The sequence below is a fragment of the Pseudokineococcus basanitobsidens genome (assembly GCF_037482545.1).
GTDB lineage: Bacteria > Actinomycetota > Actinomycetes > Actinomycetales > Quadrisphaeraceae > Pseudokineococcus > Pseudokineococcus basanitobsidens.
The window spans coordinates 1-15,260 of record NZ_JBBIAA010000005.1 but is presented as its reverse complement, the minus strand read 5'-3'; the positions used below and the strand labels follow the sequence as shown (position 1 = coordinate 15,260).

The window sequence follows — 15,260 nt, the reverse complement described above, 5'->3', positions numbered from 1 at the left end:
CCCCCCCCCCCCCCCCCCCCCCCCCACGGTGTCGACGAGGTTGACCGCCATGTTCGACGTCGGCCGGAAGCTGGAGCGCAGCGGGTACAGCCGGCGGCTGGCGAGCCCCGCGACGGACTCCGGGTCGAGGCCCGGCTGCCACAGGACGACCGCGTGCCCCTCGACGTCGATGCCCCGCCGCCCGGCGCGCCCGGTGAGCTGCGTGTACTCCCCCGGCGTGATCCCGGCGTGGGACTCGCCGTTGAACTTGACGAGCTTCTCCAGCACGACCGAGCGCGCCGGCATGTTGATGCCGAGCGCGAGCGTCTCGGTGGCGAACACGCACCGGACCAGCCCGCGGCTGAAGAGGTCCTCGACGACCTCCTTGAAGCGCGGGAGGAGCCCGGCGTGGTGCGCCCCGATCCCCCGCTGCAGCCCCTCGAGCCACTCCCAGTAGCCGAGCACGGCCAGGTCGGTGTCCGGGATGTCGGCGCACGCGGCCTCGACCGCGGCCCGGATCTCGACCCGCTCCTCGGGCGTCGTGAGCCGCAGCCCCGCCGCGAGGCACTGGCGGACGGCGGCGTCGCAGCCGGCCCGGCTGAAGACGAAGGTGATGGCGGGCAGCAGGTCCGCCGCGTCGAGCTCGGCCACCACGTGCGCCCGGCTCGGCGCGCGCTGCGAGGACCCGGACGGCGCACCCGGTCCGGCCTGCCCGCGGGGCCGGTGCGGCGGGTACCCGCCGCGCCGGCGCCGGCCGCCCCGCGGCGCCGGCGCGCCGCGGCCGCCGAGGGCGCGGGCGGAGCGCTCCTCGTCCCGGGCGATCGCCAGCAGCTCCGGGTTGACGGCGGGGCGCAGGTCGCCCGCCTCGTCGGCGTCCACGGACCCGCCCGCCACGGCCTGGTCCTGCGCCCCGACGAAGAGGTCGAGCATCCCCGCGCGCCCGGTCAGCACGTGCTGCCACAGCGGGACGGGGCGGACCTCCGAGACGACGACCTCCGTCCCCCCGCGGACGGTGTCGAGCCAGGCGCCGAACTCCTCGGCGTTGCTCACGGTCGCCGACAGGGAGGCGATGAGCACCTCCCGCGGGAGGTGGAGGATCACCTCCTCCCACACCGGCCCGCGGAAGCGGTCCGCGAGGTAGTGCACCTCGTCCATGACGACGTAGCCGAGGCCCTCGAGCGCCGGGGACCGCGCGTAGAGCATGTTCCGCAGCACCTCGGTCGTCATCACCACGACGGGGGCGTCCCCGTTGACGACGACGTCACCCGTGAGGAGCCCCACGCGGTCGGCGCCGTGGCGCTCGACGAGCTCGGCGTGCTTCTGGTTGCTCAGCGCCTTGATGGGCGTCGTGTAGAACGCCTTGCGCCCGCCCGCCAGCGCCAGGTGGACGGCGAACTCCCCCACGACCGTCTTGCCCGCGCCGGTGGGCGCGGCCACGAGGACTCCCCGGCCGGCCTCGAGCGCACGGCAGGCGCGGACCTGGAAGTCGTCCAGGCGGAAGGGCAGCTGCTCGCGGAACCGGGTCAGCTCGTCGCCGCGGCGGACGAGGTCGTCGCGGTCCTGGTCGACGTCCCGGTCGGCGCCCGGGACGTCGGTGGCGGCCTCCACCGCGTCCCGGCGGGCGCGGACGGCCGCGTAGCGGGCCGCGGGGGGCAGGTCGTCGACGTCGGGGTCGGGGGCGGGTCCGGCCGGCCGGCCCTCGGGGTCCCGGCGGGCGCTGCCGGCCCGCCGTCGTCGCGACGGCATGCCACCAGCGTAGGCGCGCGCTCAGGCCAGGACGCGCAGCCCCCCGGGGCGCACGCGCACGGTCATCGGCAGCGCTCCGAGCCGCTCGCCGTCCCCGTAGACCGGCGCCGGAGCCGGTCCCGCGGCTCCGGCCCGCCTGCGGCCGCCACCGGGCTCGACGGCGAGCTCGACGCTGCGGGCGCGCCGCACCGTGACGGCGGGGTGGTCGACGTGCCGCCCGGAGAACACCTGCGGGAAGACCCGGGCGACCTCGTGCGCCGGCAGGGGGTCCACCGTGACGAGCTCGAGCCGGCCGTCCGCGGCGTCGGCGTCGGGGGCGATGCGCATCCCGCCGCCGAAGCTCGAGGTGTTGGCGAGGGCCACGAGCAGCGCGTCGCGCTCCTCGGGGACGCCGTCGACCACGAGCCGGTAGCGCAGCGCCCGGCGGGCGGGCAGCTCCCGGGCGACGGCGAGGACGTAGCGCGCACGGCCGCGCGGCCAGCTCCAGCCGTTGGCGCGCTCGTTGACGGCGGCGTCGAAGCCGGCCGAGACCACCCCGAGCACGAGCCGCTCCCGCGGGGCGGCCTCGGGGGGCGAGCCGCTCGCCTCCGGCGACCCGACGGCGTCGCCGCCCTCGACCGCGAGCACGTCGACCGCGCGCGAGCGGCCCTCCTGCAGCGCGGCCACGGCGCGACGGGTGGCGGTCGCGGGGTCGCGCCCGGCCAGGCCCAGCCCGCGGGCCACGTCGTCACCGGTCCCGGCGGGCACGACGCCGAGCGGCAGGTCGTGGGCGGCGGCCACCTCGGCGCCGAGGTGCGCCATCCCGTCGCCGCCGACGACGAGCACGGCGTCGGCCCCGGACGCGGCGACGTGGGCCCGGCGCAGCGAGCGGGACGCGCTGCTCCCGGTGGCGTCGAAGACGCGGACGCCCAGACGCCCGAGCTCGCGGTGGGCGGCCAGCGAGGCGCCGCGACCACGCCCGGCCCCGGACACCGGGTTGGTGAGCAGGCAGACGAGCGGGCGGCCGCTCACCCGCGTTGCCGCGGCCGGTCGACGCGTCGGTCGGCGGTCGCAGCGGTCACAGGGGGCTGACCTCGTCGTCGGACAGGCCGCCGTACCCCTCGTCACGGTCCCGACGGGCGCGGCGGCGGTCGTTGAGGGCGGCGATGCCGATCGCGGCGAAGAACAGCCCGCACATGGGCAGGGCGAGGAGGAACATCGTCAGGGCGTCCGGCGTCGGCGTGGCGACGGCGGCGAAGGCGAAGCACAGGACGATGACCCAGCGCCACGCCCGGAGCATGGTGCGCGCCGGCAGCAGGCCCACGAAGTTGACGCCCACGAGGACCACCGGCGTCACGAAGGCGAGGCCGAAGGCGACGATGATCCTCAGGAAGAAGCCGATGTAGGTCGAGGCGTCGATGACGTTGACGAAGCCCTGCGGGGTGAGGTCGACGAAGAAGCTCACCGCGTTCGGCAGGACGAGGAAGGCGAGCCCGGACCCGGCGAGGAACAGCGGCACCGCGGTGCCCACGAAGGCGACGGTGGTCCGCTTCTCCCGGCGCGTGAGCCCCGGCGTGATGAAGGCCCACAGCTGGTAGAGCCACACGGGGCTCGACGCGATGATGCCGAGGACGATCGAGACCTTGATCTGCAGGTCGAGGATGCCGGTGAGGTTGCCGAGGTTCAGGGTCACCTCGCCGGCGCGGCCCGCCTCGGACGCCGCCTCCTCCAGCGGGGCCGCGAGAGCGGCCAGGACCGGGTCCTTGAGGAACCACCCGGCCACGGCTCCGAGCAGCACCGCGACGGCCGCCTTGACGACGCGGTCGCGCAGCTCGCGCAGGTGCGAGCCGAGCGGCATCCGCCCCTCGGGGTCCCTGCGGCGGCGGCTGGGGGTGCGCAGCGCCACGTCGGTCAGCTGGTGCGGTGCTGCTGCTCGTCGCGCTGCTCGCGACGGGCCTCGTCCACGGCGCTCCCCTCGAGGGGAGCGGGCGCCGCCTTGGGCGCGGTCGACGACTCGTCCCTGTCGTCGTCGTCGTCGCGGAGGTTCTTGACCTCGGTCTTCATGATGCGCATCGACTTCCCGATGCTTCGCGTGAGGTCCGGCAGCCGCTTCGCCCCGAAGAGCAGGAGGATCACGGCCAGCAGGATGAGGATGTGCAGCGGGGTGATGTCCCGGAACATGGCTCGGCCTCTCGCGTCGGTGTGGTGGGCCTAGGGCTTCAGCGTACGCCGCGACCGCGACAGGCGTCGGCGACGGGCGCGTGTCCGCTGGGCCAAGCGCTGGGTGCGGGCGCGGCGCATCGCCACCGGGTCGTCGAAGGCCGTGGCGACGACGGGCTCGCGCGGCTCCTCGGCGCGCAGCCGGGCCACCTGCTCGGAGAGCGCGGCCGAGACCTCGCCGGCGCGGCCCACCTCCGCCAGCAGGGCGAGCGCCGCCCTCCAGACGGCGAGCCCTAGCCGGACGAGCACGACCGCGGCCACCACGACGAGCACGGCCCACAGCAGGACCCACAGCCACCACGTCACGGCGCGACCCTAGCCGCGGCCCCGGGGGACGCGCGGCGCCGCACCCGTGCGGCCGCGGGGCGAGGGGCCGGCGTCAGTCCTGAGCCGCGGCCAGGGCCGCCCGGGCGGCGGCCGCCACCTCGCCGGCGAGCGCGGGCGGGGCGACGACGACGGCCGCCCCGCCGAGCCGGAGCACGAGCCGGCGCAGCCAGGCCCCGTCGGCGACGCGCAGGCGGACGCGCAGGCCGCCGTCGCCGTCGTCCGACCGGGCGGCCCGTCGGCCCGGTGCCGCGGGACGCGGCTCGACCGACTCGACGGGGAACGACTCGGCCACCCACCGGGCGGACGGGGCCAGGTCCAGGACGACGAGGGGCAGGTCCTCCCCCGGCGCGAGGAGGTTGTCGTCGAGGTCGCGGGCGACGGCGTCCGCCGGCGGGGTGCCGTCCTCGTCGAGCTCGTCGGCGGCCAGCACCCGGTCCAGGCGGAAGCGGCGCACGCCCTGGGCGCGGTGGCACCACGCCTGGAGGTAGAAGCGGCCGTCCACCGAGTCGAGCGACACGGGGTCGACGTCCCGCTCCGTCGTCTCGTCGCGGGTCGCGGTGAGGTAGCGCAGGTGCAGGCGCCGGCGTCGCGCGAGCGCGCCGCGGACCACGGCGAGGACCTCGGTGTCGGCGCCCGCGGCCAGGTCGAGCTGGACCGAGCCGGCGGCGGCCGCCGCGTCGCCGGCGGCCTCGGAGAGCTTGCTCAGGGCGCTCTCGAGCACGGCGCTGTCCTCCACGCCACGGAGGTCCGCCAGCGTCCGCAGCCCGACGATGAGCGCCAGCGCCTCGTCCTGGCCGAGACGCAGAGGCCGCGCGATGGCGTCGGCGTTGCCCAGGTAGACGCGCCCCGACTCCCAGTCCGCCTCGATGAGGTCGTCGGGCATGTGGCCGGGCGCGCCGCAGACGAACAGGAGCTCCAGGTCGGCGACGAGCTGGTCGGTGGTCACGTCGAAGTGCCGGGCGGCCTCCTCCAGGGCGACGCCCTGGCGCTCGAGCAGCCACGGCACCATCGCCAACAGCCGCGAGAGCCGGTCCGCGGCGCCGGCGCCCGCCGTGGCCGCGCCCGGCCCGGACGCCCGTCCCCCCGTCCCCGGGCCGGCCGCGCTCCCCGTCCTGCGCCCATCCCCCGGCCTGCCCGCACTCCCCGGCCTGCTCCCGTCCCCGTCGGCCGGGCTCACCGGGTGGCTCCGGCGGCGTGGAGCCCCGCGGCCGCGTCGCCGTCGTGCGCGGCGAGCGTGCGGCGCCAGCGGCCCAGGACGGCGTCGGCGAGCTCCGGGGGGGCGAGCACGCGGACGTCGGCGCCCAGGGCTGCGACCTCGTCGGCCAGCTCGTCCACGTCGGCGAAGGGGACGTCGACCTCGGCGGCGTCCGGGGACGCCCCGGCGCGCAGGCGCAGGCCGGCCCCCGGGGCACCGGCCAGGCGGAGGCGGGCGGTGCGCTCCGCGGGGGCGCTCGTGCGCCCGCGGACGAGCGCGCGGGCGTCGAGGTCCTCGGGCACGGGCTCGCGGGCCTCCTCCCCGGTCCTCGTGATGCCGGACGCGACCCGGTCCAGCCGGAAGACGCGCGGGGCCCCGCGGTCGACGTCGTGGCCGACGAGGTACCAGCGCCCGTAGCAGGACGTGATGGCCCAGGGCTCGACGCGGCGCCGCGCGGTCTCCCCCGTGGAGCCGGTGCGGTAGCGGAAGGCGACGGGCGCGCGGTCCCGGGTCGCCGCGTAGAGCGGTCCGAAGGCCGGCTCGCTCGTCCGCACGCGCGGCTCGACGCCGACGAGCGAGGACTCGTCCGGCTCGACGCCGAGGGCCCTCAGCTTGACCAGCGCCCGGGACGCGGGGCCGGCGAGGCTGGCCTGCTGCCAGACCCGGGAGGCGAGGCCGAGGACGGCCAGCTCGGCCGGCGTCACGTCCACGGCGGGCAGCTCCCAGGCGTCGCGGTCGACGCGGTAGCCGAGCTCGTCGTCGAACCAGGCGTCGCCGGCCCCGGTGACGAGCGGGACGCCGAGGTCGCGGAGCTCCTCCTTGTCACGCTCGAACATACGGTCGAAGGCCTCGTCGCCCCGGGCCTCGGCGTACTGCGGCACCGCCTGGCGGATCTGGTCCTTGCGCAGCCAGCGGCGGGTCGACAGCAGCGCGATGACGAGGTTGAGCAGGCGCTCCGTGCGCTGGGCGGCGGCCACGCGGCGACGCTACCCGAGGCGCTCGACGGGCCCGCCCGCCTCGCGGCCGCGCCGCGGGGTGCGCCCCGACGGCCCGCCGACCCGACGTCGTAGCGTCCGCCGGGTGGCCGGGGACACTCACGAGGGCGACCAGCACGAGGGGGACCAGCACGAGGGGAACCAGCACGAGGACGCGCCGCGCCGCGCGGCGGTGCGCCGCGGCACGGTGCACTGGCGGCGCGGACGCGTGACGGCCGTCGTCCGGGAGTGGCCGGGCGTCCGCGAGGTCGCCGTGCGTCTCGACGAGGCGCTGCCGCGGGTGGGCGCGGACCCGGGCACGGAACCGGGCACGGCCTCGGACCCGGCGCAGGCCCCGTCCTCGGTCCGGGCGACGGCGCTCGTCGAGCTCGTCGGCGCCCCCGAGGTGGGCGAGGAGGTGCTGCTGTCGGTCTCCGCCCTCGCCCGCGGCCTGGGGACGGGCGGCTCGGCCGGTGTCGTCGCCGTCCCGGGTCGGCTCCCCGCCGACCCGCCCCCGGCGCCCGGCCACCTCGTGAAAGCCCGGTACACCCCGCTGCAGGCGATGGTCCTCGGCGTCGACGAGCAGGAGTCGCCGCACCACGCGGCCCTCGCGGACGCGGACGACCTGGGCGGCGTGCCGGTCGTGGTCGCCGACCTGCACTCGGCCCTGCCCGCCGTCCTCGCCGGCTGGCGGCAGGCGCGCGCACGGGCGGGCCTGCCGGGCGGGCGCTGCGTCTACGTCATGACGGACGGCGGTGCGCTGCCCGCCGCCCTCAGCCGGGCCGCCGCCGGCCTGCGGGCCGCCGGGTGGCTGGACGCCGTCGTCACGACCGGCCAGGCCTTCGGCGGCGACCACGAGGCGGTGACGCTGCACACCGGGCTGCTCGCCGCGCGCCACGTCCTCGCCGCCGACCTCGTCGTCGTGGCCCAGGGGCCCGGCAACCTCGGCACGGGCACCCGGTGGGGGTTCTCCGGCGTCGCCTGCGGGGAGGCCGTCAACGCCGTCGCGACGCTGGGCGGTCGCCCCGTCGCGTCCCTGCGGGTGTCCGGCGCCGACGCGCGCGAGCGTCACCACGGCGTCTCGCACCACTCGCTCACCGCCTACGGGCGGGTCGCGCTCGCGCGGGCCGAGGTGGTGGTGCCGCTCCTGGACGGAGACCTCGGGCGGCGGGTCCTCGCGCAGGCGGAGCCGCTGGAGGACCGGCACCGCCTCGTCCGGGTCCCGGTCGACGGGCTCGACGAGGCGCTCGCCTCCTCCCCCGTGCGGCTGTCGACCATGGGCCGCGGGGCGGACGTCGACGCCACGCCCTTCCTCGCGGCGGCGGCGGCGGGCCGCTGGGCGGCGGGCCCGGTCACCTGACCTCGCGTCCGTCCCCGCCCGTGGGCGGGGCGGCGGCTCAGCGCACCGCGTCCAGGTCCACGACGAAGACGAGCGTCTCGCCGGGCGCGATGACCGGCGGGGCGCCGCGGTCGCCGTAGCCGAGGTGCGGCGGGATGGTGATACGGCGCCGGCCCCCGACGCGCATGCCCTGGATGCCGGTGTCCCAGCCCTCGATGACCTGCCCGGCGCCGAGACGGAAGGACAGCGGCTGGCCGCGGTCCCACGAGGCGTCGAACTGGCCGCCCGTCGACCAGGAGACGCCGACGTAGTGGGCCGAGACGGTCGAGCCGGCCACGGCCTCGTCGCCGTCCCCGACCCGGAGGTCGTCCACCTGCAGGTCGGCGGGCGGGTCGCCCTCGGGCACGGTCACGGCGGGCTTGTCGGCCACGGGTCCTCCTGGGGTCGGTACGGGCGGGTCGGTACGGGCGGGTCGGTACGGGCGGGTCGGTGCGCGCGGGGGTGCCGGGGGTGGGCCCCGCCCTTCGCGCGCCGGCGCGGACGGCTCAGCGGGTGGCGGGCACCGAGGCGAGGACGTCGACGACGAAGACGAGGGTCGAGCCCCCCGGGATGGCGCCGTTCTCCTGGTCGCCGTAGGCCTGGTCCGGCGGGGCGACGACGAGCTGGCGGCTGCCGACGGCCGTCCCGACGAGACCGCTGTCCCACGCGGGGATCACCTGGCCGGCGCCGAGCGTGAAGACGAAGGGCGGGCGGTCGTCGGTCCAGGAGGAGTCGAAGACGGAGCCGGTGCTCCACAGGACGCCGGTGTACTTGACGGCGACGGTGTCGCCCTCCTCGACCACGTCGTCGGCGTCGCCCTGCAGGAGCGGCTCGACGCGCAGCTCCCCGGGCGGGTCGCCCTGCGGGGCGGCGATCGTCGGCGCGCCGTCGTCTCCCGGGGTGACCTCGGGCAGGCCCTCGGGCGCGGGCAGCTGCGCACCCTCGGCGCGCTCGGGCACCGCCTGCGCGTCCTCGAGGTCCACGAGCAGGACCACGGAGCCGTCGCCGACGGTGGGCGTGGGCGAGGCCGTCCCCCCCTGCGCCTGGCCCCGGGCGTTCGGGAAGTCCTCCGGGCTCACGGCGACGAGCACCCGCGAGCCGACGGTGCGGCCGACGACGCCGTCCAGCAGGCCGGGCACGGTCGTCGCCGGGTCGGCGAGCAGCGTCAGGCGCGTGGCGCCCTCGTAGGTCGAGGACAGGACGCTCCCGTCCCCGCCGTCGACGGCCAGGACGTCCAGCGCGACCAGGTCGCCCTCGTCGACGACCCGGCCGTCGCCCTCGGTGACGACCTCGCTGGTGGTCTGCGCCACCGTGACGGGGGTCTCCAGCTCGAGCTCCGGCGCCTCGCCGTCCCCGCCGTCGGAGACGACCTCGACGCCGTCCAGCGGGTCGTCCGGGGCCGGGTCCGCCTCGCCCGCGCCGCAGCCGGCCACGAGGAGCGCGGGCAGGATCGCGGCGGCGAGCGCCCGGGACGCACGTCGGGGCCGAGGTCCACCGGGGTGTCGCCAGGGGTGTCGCAGGAGTCGCACGGAGACCTCTCGTCGTGCCGGTCGCCCGGCGTCCTCGAAGGGCACGACCTGCGCCGGTGCCCGGGGGCGACGGTAGCGGCCGGGCCTCGGACCGGGCCGCGCCCCCTCCGGGCAGCACCTGGGTGCCCGCGCCGCCGACGGAGCCGGCACGCGCCGCTCACATGCTCTCGAGGAGCCTGTCCACCCGGTCGTCCACGGCCGCGAAGGGGTCCTTGAGGAGCACGGTGCGCTGGGACTGGTCACCGAGCTTGAGGTGCACCCAGTCGACCGTGAAGTCGCGCCCGTGCTCGGTCGCCGCCCGGACGAAGTCCCCCCGCAGCTTCGCCCGCGTCGTCTGCGGGGGGCCCTGCACCGCCGCGTCGACCTCCTCGTCGGTCGTCGTCCGGTCGACGAGGCCGCGGGCGGCGAGCTGGTGGTAGAGCCCCCGGCGCCGGGACACGTCGTGGTAGGCGAGGTCGAGCCGGGCGACCCGTGCGCTCGCGAGCGTGAGGTCGTGCTTGCGCATGTACCGCTCGAGGAGCCGCTGCTTCACGGCCCAGTCGAGCTCGCGGTCCACCAGCGTCGGGTCCTGCGTCGCCACGGCGCGCAGCCCGCGCTCCCAGAGGTCGAGCACCGCCTTCGTCGTCGCCGTCACCTCGCCGGCGTCGCCGCGCTCGACGAAGGCACGGGCGCGGTCGCAGAACTCGCCCTGCACGTCGAGGGCGCTCACCTGGCGCCCGGTCGCGAGCCGCAGCAGGCGCCGGCCGGTGAGGTCGTGGCTGACCTCGCGGATCGCGCGGATCGGGTTCTCCAGCGCCATGTCCCGCAGCGGGGCGTCGGCCTCCAGCATGCGCAGCACCAGGTCGACGGCGCCCACCTTGAGCATGGTCGTCGGCTCGGCCATGGAGGAGTCGCCCACGATGACGTGCAGCCGTCGGTAGTGCTCGGCGTCGGCGTGCGGCTCGTCCCGCGTGTTGATGATCGGGCGGGAGCGCGTCGTCGCGCTGGAGACGCCCTCCCAGATGTGGTCGGCGCGCTGGGAGAAGCAGTACGTCGCCCCGCGCGGCGTCTGCAGCACCTTCCCGGCCCCGACGAGCACCTGCCGGGTCACCAGGAAGGGGATGAGGACGTCGGACAGGGCGCTGAACTCGCCCGCCCTCGGGACGAGGTAGTTCTCGTGGCAGCCGTAGGAGTTCCCGGCGGAGTCGGTGTTGTTCTTGAACAGGAAGATCTCGCCGGTCACGCCCTCGTCGGCCAGGCGCGCCTCCGCGTCCGTGACGAGCCCCTCGAGCACCCGCTCGCCCGCCCGGTCGCACGCGACGAGCTGGCCGACGTCGTCGCACTCAGGGGTCGCGTACTCCGGGTGCGAGCCGACGTCGAGGTACAGGCGGGCGCCGTTGGCGAGGAAGACGTTGCTCGACCGGCCCCACGCCACCACCGTGCGGAACAGGTAGCGGGCGACCTCGTCCGCGGACAGCCGCCGCTGCCCCTGCGTGGTGCACGTGACGCCGTACTCGGTCTCCAGGCCGAGGATGCGCCGCTCCATGCGCCGACCCTACGTCGCCGCGCCCGACGGGCCCCGGGAGCGCCGTCAGCTCCCGTCGGGCCGTGCCGGGGCGTCGGCCGGGAGGCCGGGGTGCCCCGGCGCGGCGTCGGGCGCGAGGACGTCCGGGGACGGCGGGACGTCCGAGGTGGGGTCCTGCTCGGACAGGAGCCGCTCGAGCAGCTCCCCGCCGACCCGCCGGAAGGAGCGGCGCGGGAGGCCCCGCTCGAGGACGGCGACCTCGAGCGTCCCCGGGCCGAGCTCCCGCACGGGGCCGGACGCCGGCGCCGCGGGGTCGCTGGCGAGGACGCGCCGGGCGAGCGCGAGGGCCGCAGCCAGGCTGAGGTCGGGGCGCCAGCCGTCCGCCAGGACGCCGGCGAGGGCGTCGGCGGCGCCCCCGATGACGACGGCACCGCGCTCGTCGGCGACGGAGCCGTCGTACGTCAGCCGGTAGATCTGGTCGTCCTCCGCGCTCGTGCCCACCTCGGCGACGACGATCTCGACCTCGAGCGGCTTGCTCTCCGTGGTGAAGACGCTGCCGAGCGTCTGCGCGTAGGCGTTGGCGAGCCCGCGTGCCGTGACGTCGGCCCGGTCGTAGGAGTAGCCCCGCAGGTCGGCGTACCGGACGCCGGCGACGCGGAGGTTCTCGAACTCGTTGTACTTGCCGACCGCGGCGAAGGCGACCCGGTCGTAGATCTCGCTGACCTTGTGCAGGGCGCGCGAGGGGTTGTCGGCGACCAGGGCGATCCCCGCGTCGAAGCACAGGACGACGACGGAACGCCCACGGGCGATGCCCTTGCGCGCGAAGTCGGCCCGGTCGCGCATGAGCTGCTCGGGCGAGACGTAGAACGGCTGGGTCATGGCGCCACCTCCCCGGTCGGCTGCCGGCGGGCCTCTCGGCTGCCGGCCGTGCGGGCGTCGAGCAGGTCGCGGACGACGTCCGCCAGGGCGTCCTCGGGGACGCGCCGGTACCCGGCCTCGTCCACGACGGCGACCACCGGGTAGATGCCGCGCACCAGGTCCGACCCCCCGGTCGCGGAGTCGTCGTCCGCGGCGTCGTGCAGGGCCTCGACCGCCGTCGCCACCGCGTCGTCCACCCCTTGCGTGGGGCGGTGCAGCTTCTTCAGCGCGCCCCGGGCGAACACGGAGCCGGACCCGACCGAGTGGTGCCCCCGCTCCTCGTAGCGGCCGCCGGTGACGTCGTAGCTGAAGATCCGCCCGCGCCGCCCGGCGAGGTCGTAGCCGGCGAAGAGCGGCACGACCGCGAGCCCCTGCAGCGCGAGACCGAGGTTGCCGCGGACCATGGTGGACAGGCGGTTGGCCTTGCCGTCGAGCGAGAGGACGGAGCCCTCGATCTTCTCGAAGTGCTCCAGCTCGACCTGGAAGAGCCGCACCATCTCCACCGCGATCCCGGCGGTGCCGGCGATCCCGACGCAGGAGTGCGCGTCCGCCGGGAACACCTTCTCGATCTCCCGGTGGGCGATCATCGAGCCGGCGGTCGCCCGGCGGTCACCCGCCATGACGACGCCGCCCGGGTAGGTCAGCGCCACGATCGTCGTCGCGTGCGGCGGCTCCAGCCCGGGCGCGAGGCTGCCGACCGGCAGCGGCCGCCCGGCGGGGAGCAGCGAGGGGTCGTGGCTGCCGACGAAGTCGGTGAACGACGACCCGCCGGGCACCAGGAAGGGCGCCGGGAGTCGGCCGGGCTGGCCGCCCGGGGGCGGGGCTGGCGTCGCGGGCATCACGTCCTCGACCCTAGCCAGCACCTCCGACGGCGGTCCTGCCGAGACGGCCGGCGGCCGACCGGGGCGGAGCCGGCTACTGGCCGCCCTTCTGCACGAAGGAGCGCACGAAGGTCTCGGCGTTGGCCTCGAGGACGTCGTCGATCTCGTCGAGGAGGTCGTCCACCTCCGCGTCGCGCTCGGCCGCCTGGGCCGAGGCCTGCCCGCCGCCGGCTGCCGGGGCGGGCGCCTCCTCCGGCTCGTCCTCGCGACGCTCGTGCCGGCGCTGCTCCTGGCCTGCCATGGCTGCTCCCCGCGTGCTCGGGCCCCGCACGGGGCCGGACGGTCGGTGCTGGGCCGATGGTAGGCGCCCCGGTGCGGGGCGCCCGGCCGGGCCGCACCCGGGGGGCGACCGCCCCGGACGGCGCGAGGAGGCCGGCGCTCAGCGGCCGCCGGAGAGCGCGGCGACGAGGTCGGCCGCGGTGGGGCACCGGTCGAGCAGCGCGCCCGTGGCCGCCCGGGTGCCGCGCAGCGGCTCGAGCATGGGCACCCGCTGCAGCGACGCCCGGCCGGCCACGTCGAGCACGACCGAGTCCCAGCTCGCCGCCGCCACCTCGTCCCCGTAGCGGCGCACGCACTCGCCGCGGAACCACGCGCGCGTGTCCTCCGGCGGTGAGGTGACGGCGCGGGCCACGGCGGCCGGCGCGTGGAAGACGTCGACGGCGCCGCGTCCGACGAGACGGGCGTGCAGGCCGCGCTCCGGCCGCAGATCGGCGTACTGGATGTCGATGAGCGCGAGGCGCGCCGCGTCCCAGGAGAGGTCCTCCCGCCGCCGGAAGCCGTCGAGGAGGCGCTGCTTCGCGACCCAGTCGAGCTGCCGTGCGCAGCGCGCCGGGTCGGCCTCGAGGTCGGTGAGCACCTGCTCCCAGAGGCCGAGCACCTCGGCCGTGTCGGCGTCGACGTCCTGCCCCTGGCGGCGCTCGACGAAGCGCCGAGCCGCCTCGAGGTGGCGCCACTGGAGCTGCACGGCCGTGAGCCGCTCGCCCGAGCGCAGGGTGAGCAGGTGCTGCAGCGACGGGTCGTGGCTGACGTCGCGGACGGCGGCGACGGGCCGTTCCACCGCGAGGTCGGGCATCTCCCCCGCCTCGACCATGGCGAGCACGAGCGACGTGGTCCCGGTCTTCAGCAGGTTCGCGACCTGGCAGAGGTTGGCGTCGCCGACGATCACGTGCAGGCGCCGCCAGGCCTCCGCGCTCGCGTGAGGCTCGTCGCGCGTGTTGACGAGCGGCCGCTTGAGCGTGGTCTCCAGGCCGACCTCGGTCTCGAAGAAGTCGGCGCGCTGGCTCAGCTGGAACCCGCTGGCACCGCCCTCCTGGCCGCGCCCGACGCGCCCCGCCCCCGTGACGACCTGCCGGCTGACGAAGAACGGCACGAGCGCCCGGGCGATGTCGCCGAAGGGCACCGAGCGGGGCATGAGGTAGTTCTCGTGGGTCCCGTAGGAGGCGCCCTTGCCGTCGGTGTTGTTCTTGTAGAGGACGACGTCCCCGAGGCCGGGCGAGGCCGCGATGCGGCGCATCGCCTCGCGTGCCACCTCGTCGCCGGCCAGGTCCCACAGGACCGCGTCGCGCGGCGTCGTCACCTCCGGGCCCGAGTACTCGGGGTGGGCGTGGTCGACGTACAGGCGGGCGCCGTTGGTCAGCACGGTGTTCGCGAGCCCGGCGTCCTCGAGCTCCTCGGCGACGTGCAGGCCCGAGCCGGCGTCGGCGCGCTGGGCGGCCCGCAGGTCCGGCGAGACGTCGGCGGGCGCCTCGGCCGCCACGTCCGGCGGGACGTCGGTCAGCTGGCTGGCGTGGGCTCGGGCGCGGTCGAGCTCGAAGCCGCGGGCGTCCCGCAGGGGCGCCTCGTCGGCGTAGTCCCAGCGGGTGCCGCGGCGGGTCCGGGTCGCCCGGGCCCCGTCGGACGCGGGGTTCGCGTAGGCGTGCACGACCCGTCCGGACAGGAGCATCGGGTGGGTGCCGGGCTCCCCCGGCGCGCTGATCCCGAACTCCGTCTCCAGGCCCATGACCCGGCGGACCCCGCCGTCGCGGCCCCAGGGACCCGCCGCACGTCCTGAGGGGAGCGGGGTGGTGGGCTCCTCGGCGCTCGTCATCGCCGCGAGCCTACGGTGGGACGCGTGAGCAGGAGGAGCCGCCGAGCACCCAGCCGCCCCGTGGTCGCCCGCGCGGGCGGGACGGCGCCGGCGCGCCCCCCGGCCGCGGCGCTCGTCGTGGACCTGCTCGCCGTCCTCGTCTTCGCCGGGGTGGGTCGCTCCAGCCACGCCGAGGGCACGGGGCTGCTCCAGGTGGCCGGCACGGCGCTCCCCTTCTGGGTCGGGGTGGTCCTCGCCTGGGCGGTGCCGAGGGTGCACAGGGACCCGACGAGGCTCGTGCCCGCCGGGGCCGTGGTCCTGGCCGGCTCCGTCGTCGTCGGCGTCGTCCTGCGGCTCGCCACGGGCCAGGGCGCGCCCGTCTCCTTCGTCGTCGTGACGGTCGTCGTCCTCGCCGTCCTGCTGCTCGGCTGGCGGGCCCTCGCCCGCTGGTCGGCGCGCCGGGCGGCCGTGCGCTGAGCAGGCTATGAGGGCGACGTCAACGGGGTGGTGTGGGGCTGGGTGGGCGTGCTGGTCTGGCCCGTTCGGCTGGGCCGGCGGGTGATCT

Annotated in this window: 15 protein-coding genes and 1 pseudogene; 2 read left to right on the top strand and 14 right to left on the bottom strand. The window is 77.0% G+C overall.

What is annotated here, in order from left to right; genetic code table 11:
• The 7 genes and pseudogenes from WDZ17_RS06710 to WDZ17_RS06680 all read right to left on the bottom strand — a co-directional run.
• A pseudogene (locus WDZ17_RS06710) lies at positions 1 to 1,725 on the bottom strand (DEAD/DEAH box helicase); the annotation flags it as partial.
• 21 nt (positions 1,726 to 1,746) lie between these two features.
• Positions 1,747 to 2,736, bottom strand: coding sequence for a diacylglycerol/lipid kinase family protein (locus WDZ17_RS06705; RefSeq protein ID WP_339574371.1), 990 nt, complete (start codon positions 2,734 to 2,736; stop codon positions 1,747 to 1,749).
• A 46-nt stretch (positions 2,737 to 2,782) separates the two neighbouring features.
• Complete coding sequence (tatC, locus tag WDZ17_RS06700; RefSeq protein WP_339574370.1) at positions 2,783 to 3,610, bottom strand: twin-arginine translocase subunit TatC; 828 nt, start codon at positions 3,608 to 3,610, stop codon at positions 2,783 to 2,785.
• Positions 3,611 to 3,615: 5 nt separating this feature from the next.
• Positions 3,616 to 3,885 carry a Sec-independent protein translocase subunit TatA gene (gene tatA / locus WDZ17_RS06695; RefSeq protein WP_339574369.1) on the bottom strand — a complete coding sequence of 90 codons (270 nt, stop codon included), beginning with the start codon at positions 3,883 to 3,885 and terminating at the stop codon, positions 3,616 to 3,618.
• 30 nt (positions 3,886 to 3,915) lie between these two features.
• The gene (locus tag WDZ17_RS06690; protein WP_339574368.1) at positions 3,916 to 4,230 is read right to left on the bottom strand and encodes a hypothetical protein; all 315 of its coding nucleotides are present in this window, start codon (positions 4,228 to 4,230) and stop codon (positions 3,916 to 3,918) included.
• Positions 4,231 to 4,303: 73 nt separating this feature from the next.
• A complete protein-coding gene (locus WDZ17_RS06685) occupies positions 4,304 to 5,428 on the bottom strand; it encodes a helix-turn-helix transcriptional regulator (RefSeq protein ID WP_339574367.1) in 1,125 nt (374 codons plus the stop codon).
• Positions 5,425 to 6,423: a helix-turn-helix transcriptional regulator gene (locus WDZ17_RS06680; protein WP_339574366.1), complete on the bottom strand. Its 999-nt coding sequence runs from the start codon at positions 6,421 to 6,423 to the stop codon at positions 5,425 to 5,427. The genes WDZ17_RS06685 and WDZ17_RS06680 overlap by 4 nt, the downstream gene beginning before the upstream one ends.
• Before the next feature lie 205 nt (positions 6,424 to 6,628).
• On the opposite strand from WDZ17_RS06680, the gene WDZ17_RS06675 reads away from it, so the two are divergent.
• Complete coding sequence (locus WDZ17_RS06675) at positions 6,629 to 7,780, top strand: DUF3866 family protein (RefSeq protein ID WP_422631867.1); 1,152 nt, start codon at positions 6,629 to 6,631, stop codon at positions 7,778 to 7,780.
• Between the two features lie 37 nt (positions 7,781 to 7,817).
• On the opposite strand, the gene WDZ17_RS06670 is transcribed toward WDZ17_RS06675, so the two are convergent.
• The 7 genes from WDZ17_RS06670 to dop form a co-directional block, all read right to left on the bottom strand.
• Positions 7,818 to 8,189 carry an FKBP-type peptidyl-prolyl cis-trans isomerase gene (locus WDZ17_RS06670; protein ID WP_339574364.1) on the bottom strand — a complete coding sequence of 124 codons (372 nt, stop codon included), beginning with the start codon at positions 8,187 to 8,189 and terminating at the stop codon, positions 7,818 to 7,820.
• A gap of 115 nt (positions 8,190 to 8,304) precedes the next feature.
• Positions 8,305 to 9,327, bottom strand: coding sequence for an FKBP-type peptidyl-prolyl cis-trans isomerase (locus WDZ17_RS06665; RefSeq protein ID WP_339574363.1), 1,023 nt, complete (start codon positions 9,325 to 9,327; stop codon positions 8,305 to 8,307).
• 157 nt (positions 9,328 to 9,484) lie between these two features.
• Positions 9,485 to 10,852, bottom strand: a complete 1,368-nt coding sequence (pafA, locus tag WDZ17_RS06660; protein ID WP_339574362.1) for a Pup--protein ligase — start codon at positions 10,850 to 10,852, stop codon at positions 9,485 to 9,487.
• A gap of 45 nt (positions 10,853 to 10,897) precedes the next feature.
• Positions 10,898 to 11,710: a proteasome subunit alpha gene (prcA, locus tag WDZ17_RS06655; RefSeq protein ID WP_339574361.1), complete on the bottom strand. Its 813-nt coding sequence runs from the start codon at positions 11,708 to 11,710 to the stop codon at positions 10,898 to 10,900.
• Entirely contained in the window at positions 11,707 to 12,588 is an 882-nt protein-coding gene (gene prcB / locus WDZ17_RS06650; RefSeq protein ID WP_339574360.1) for a proteasome subunit beta, read from the bottom strand. The genes prcA and prcB overlap by 4 nt, the downstream gene beginning before the upstream one ends.
• A 76-nt stretch (positions 12,589 to 12,664) precedes the next feature.
• Positions 12,665 to 12,871 (bottom strand): ubiquitin-like protein Pup, encoded by a 207-nt coding sequence (locus WDZ17_RS06645; RefSeq protein ID WP_339574359.1) that lies wholly within the window; start codon positions 12,869 to 12,871, stop codon positions 12,665 to 12,667.
• Between the two features lie 138 nt (positions 12,872 to 13,009).
• A complete protein-coding gene (gene dop, locus WDZ17_RS06640; protein ID WP_422631866.1) occupies positions 13,010 to 14,629 on the bottom strand; it encodes a depupylase/deamidase Dop in 1,620 nt (539 codons plus the stop codon).
• Between the two features lie 111 nt (positions 14,630 to 14,740).
• Here dop and WDZ17_RS06635 point away from each other — a divergent pair, with 111 nt between their 5' ends.
• Positions 14,741 to 15,172 (top strand): DUF3054 domain-containing protein, encoded by a 432-nt coding sequence (locus WDZ17_RS06635; protein ID WP_339574357.1) that lies wholly within the window; start codon positions 14,741 to 14,743, stop codon positions 15,170 to 15,172.
• Positions 15,173 to 15,260 lie beyond the last annotated feature (88 nt).

Excerpts from the sequence above, each read along its gene's own strand:
- tatA (WP_339574369.1), bottom strand. The coding sequence starts at position 3,885 with ATGTTCCGGGACATCACCCCGCTGCACATCCTCATCCTGCTGGCCGTG.
- pafA (WP_339574362.1), bottom strand. The coding sequence starts at position 10,852 with ATGGAGCGGCGCATCCTCGGCCTGGAGACCGAGTACGGCGTCACGTGC.
- prcA (WP_339574361.1), bottom strand. The coding sequence starts at position 11,710 with ATGACCCAGCCGTTCTACGTCTCGCCCGAGCAGCTCATGCGCGACCGG.
- prcB (WP_339574360.1), bottom strand. The coding sequence starts at position 12,588 with ATGCCCGCGACGCCAGCCCCGCCCCCGGGCGGCCAGCCCGGCCGACTC.
- WDZ17_RS06645 (WP_339574359.1), bottom strand. The coding sequence starts at position 12,871 with ATGGCAGGCCAGGAGCAGCGCCGGCACGAGCGTCGCGAGGACGAGCCG.
- dop (WP_422631866.1), bottom strand. The coding sequence starts at position 14,629 with ATGGGCCTGGAGACGGAGTTCGGGATCAGCGCGCCGGGGGAGCCCGGC.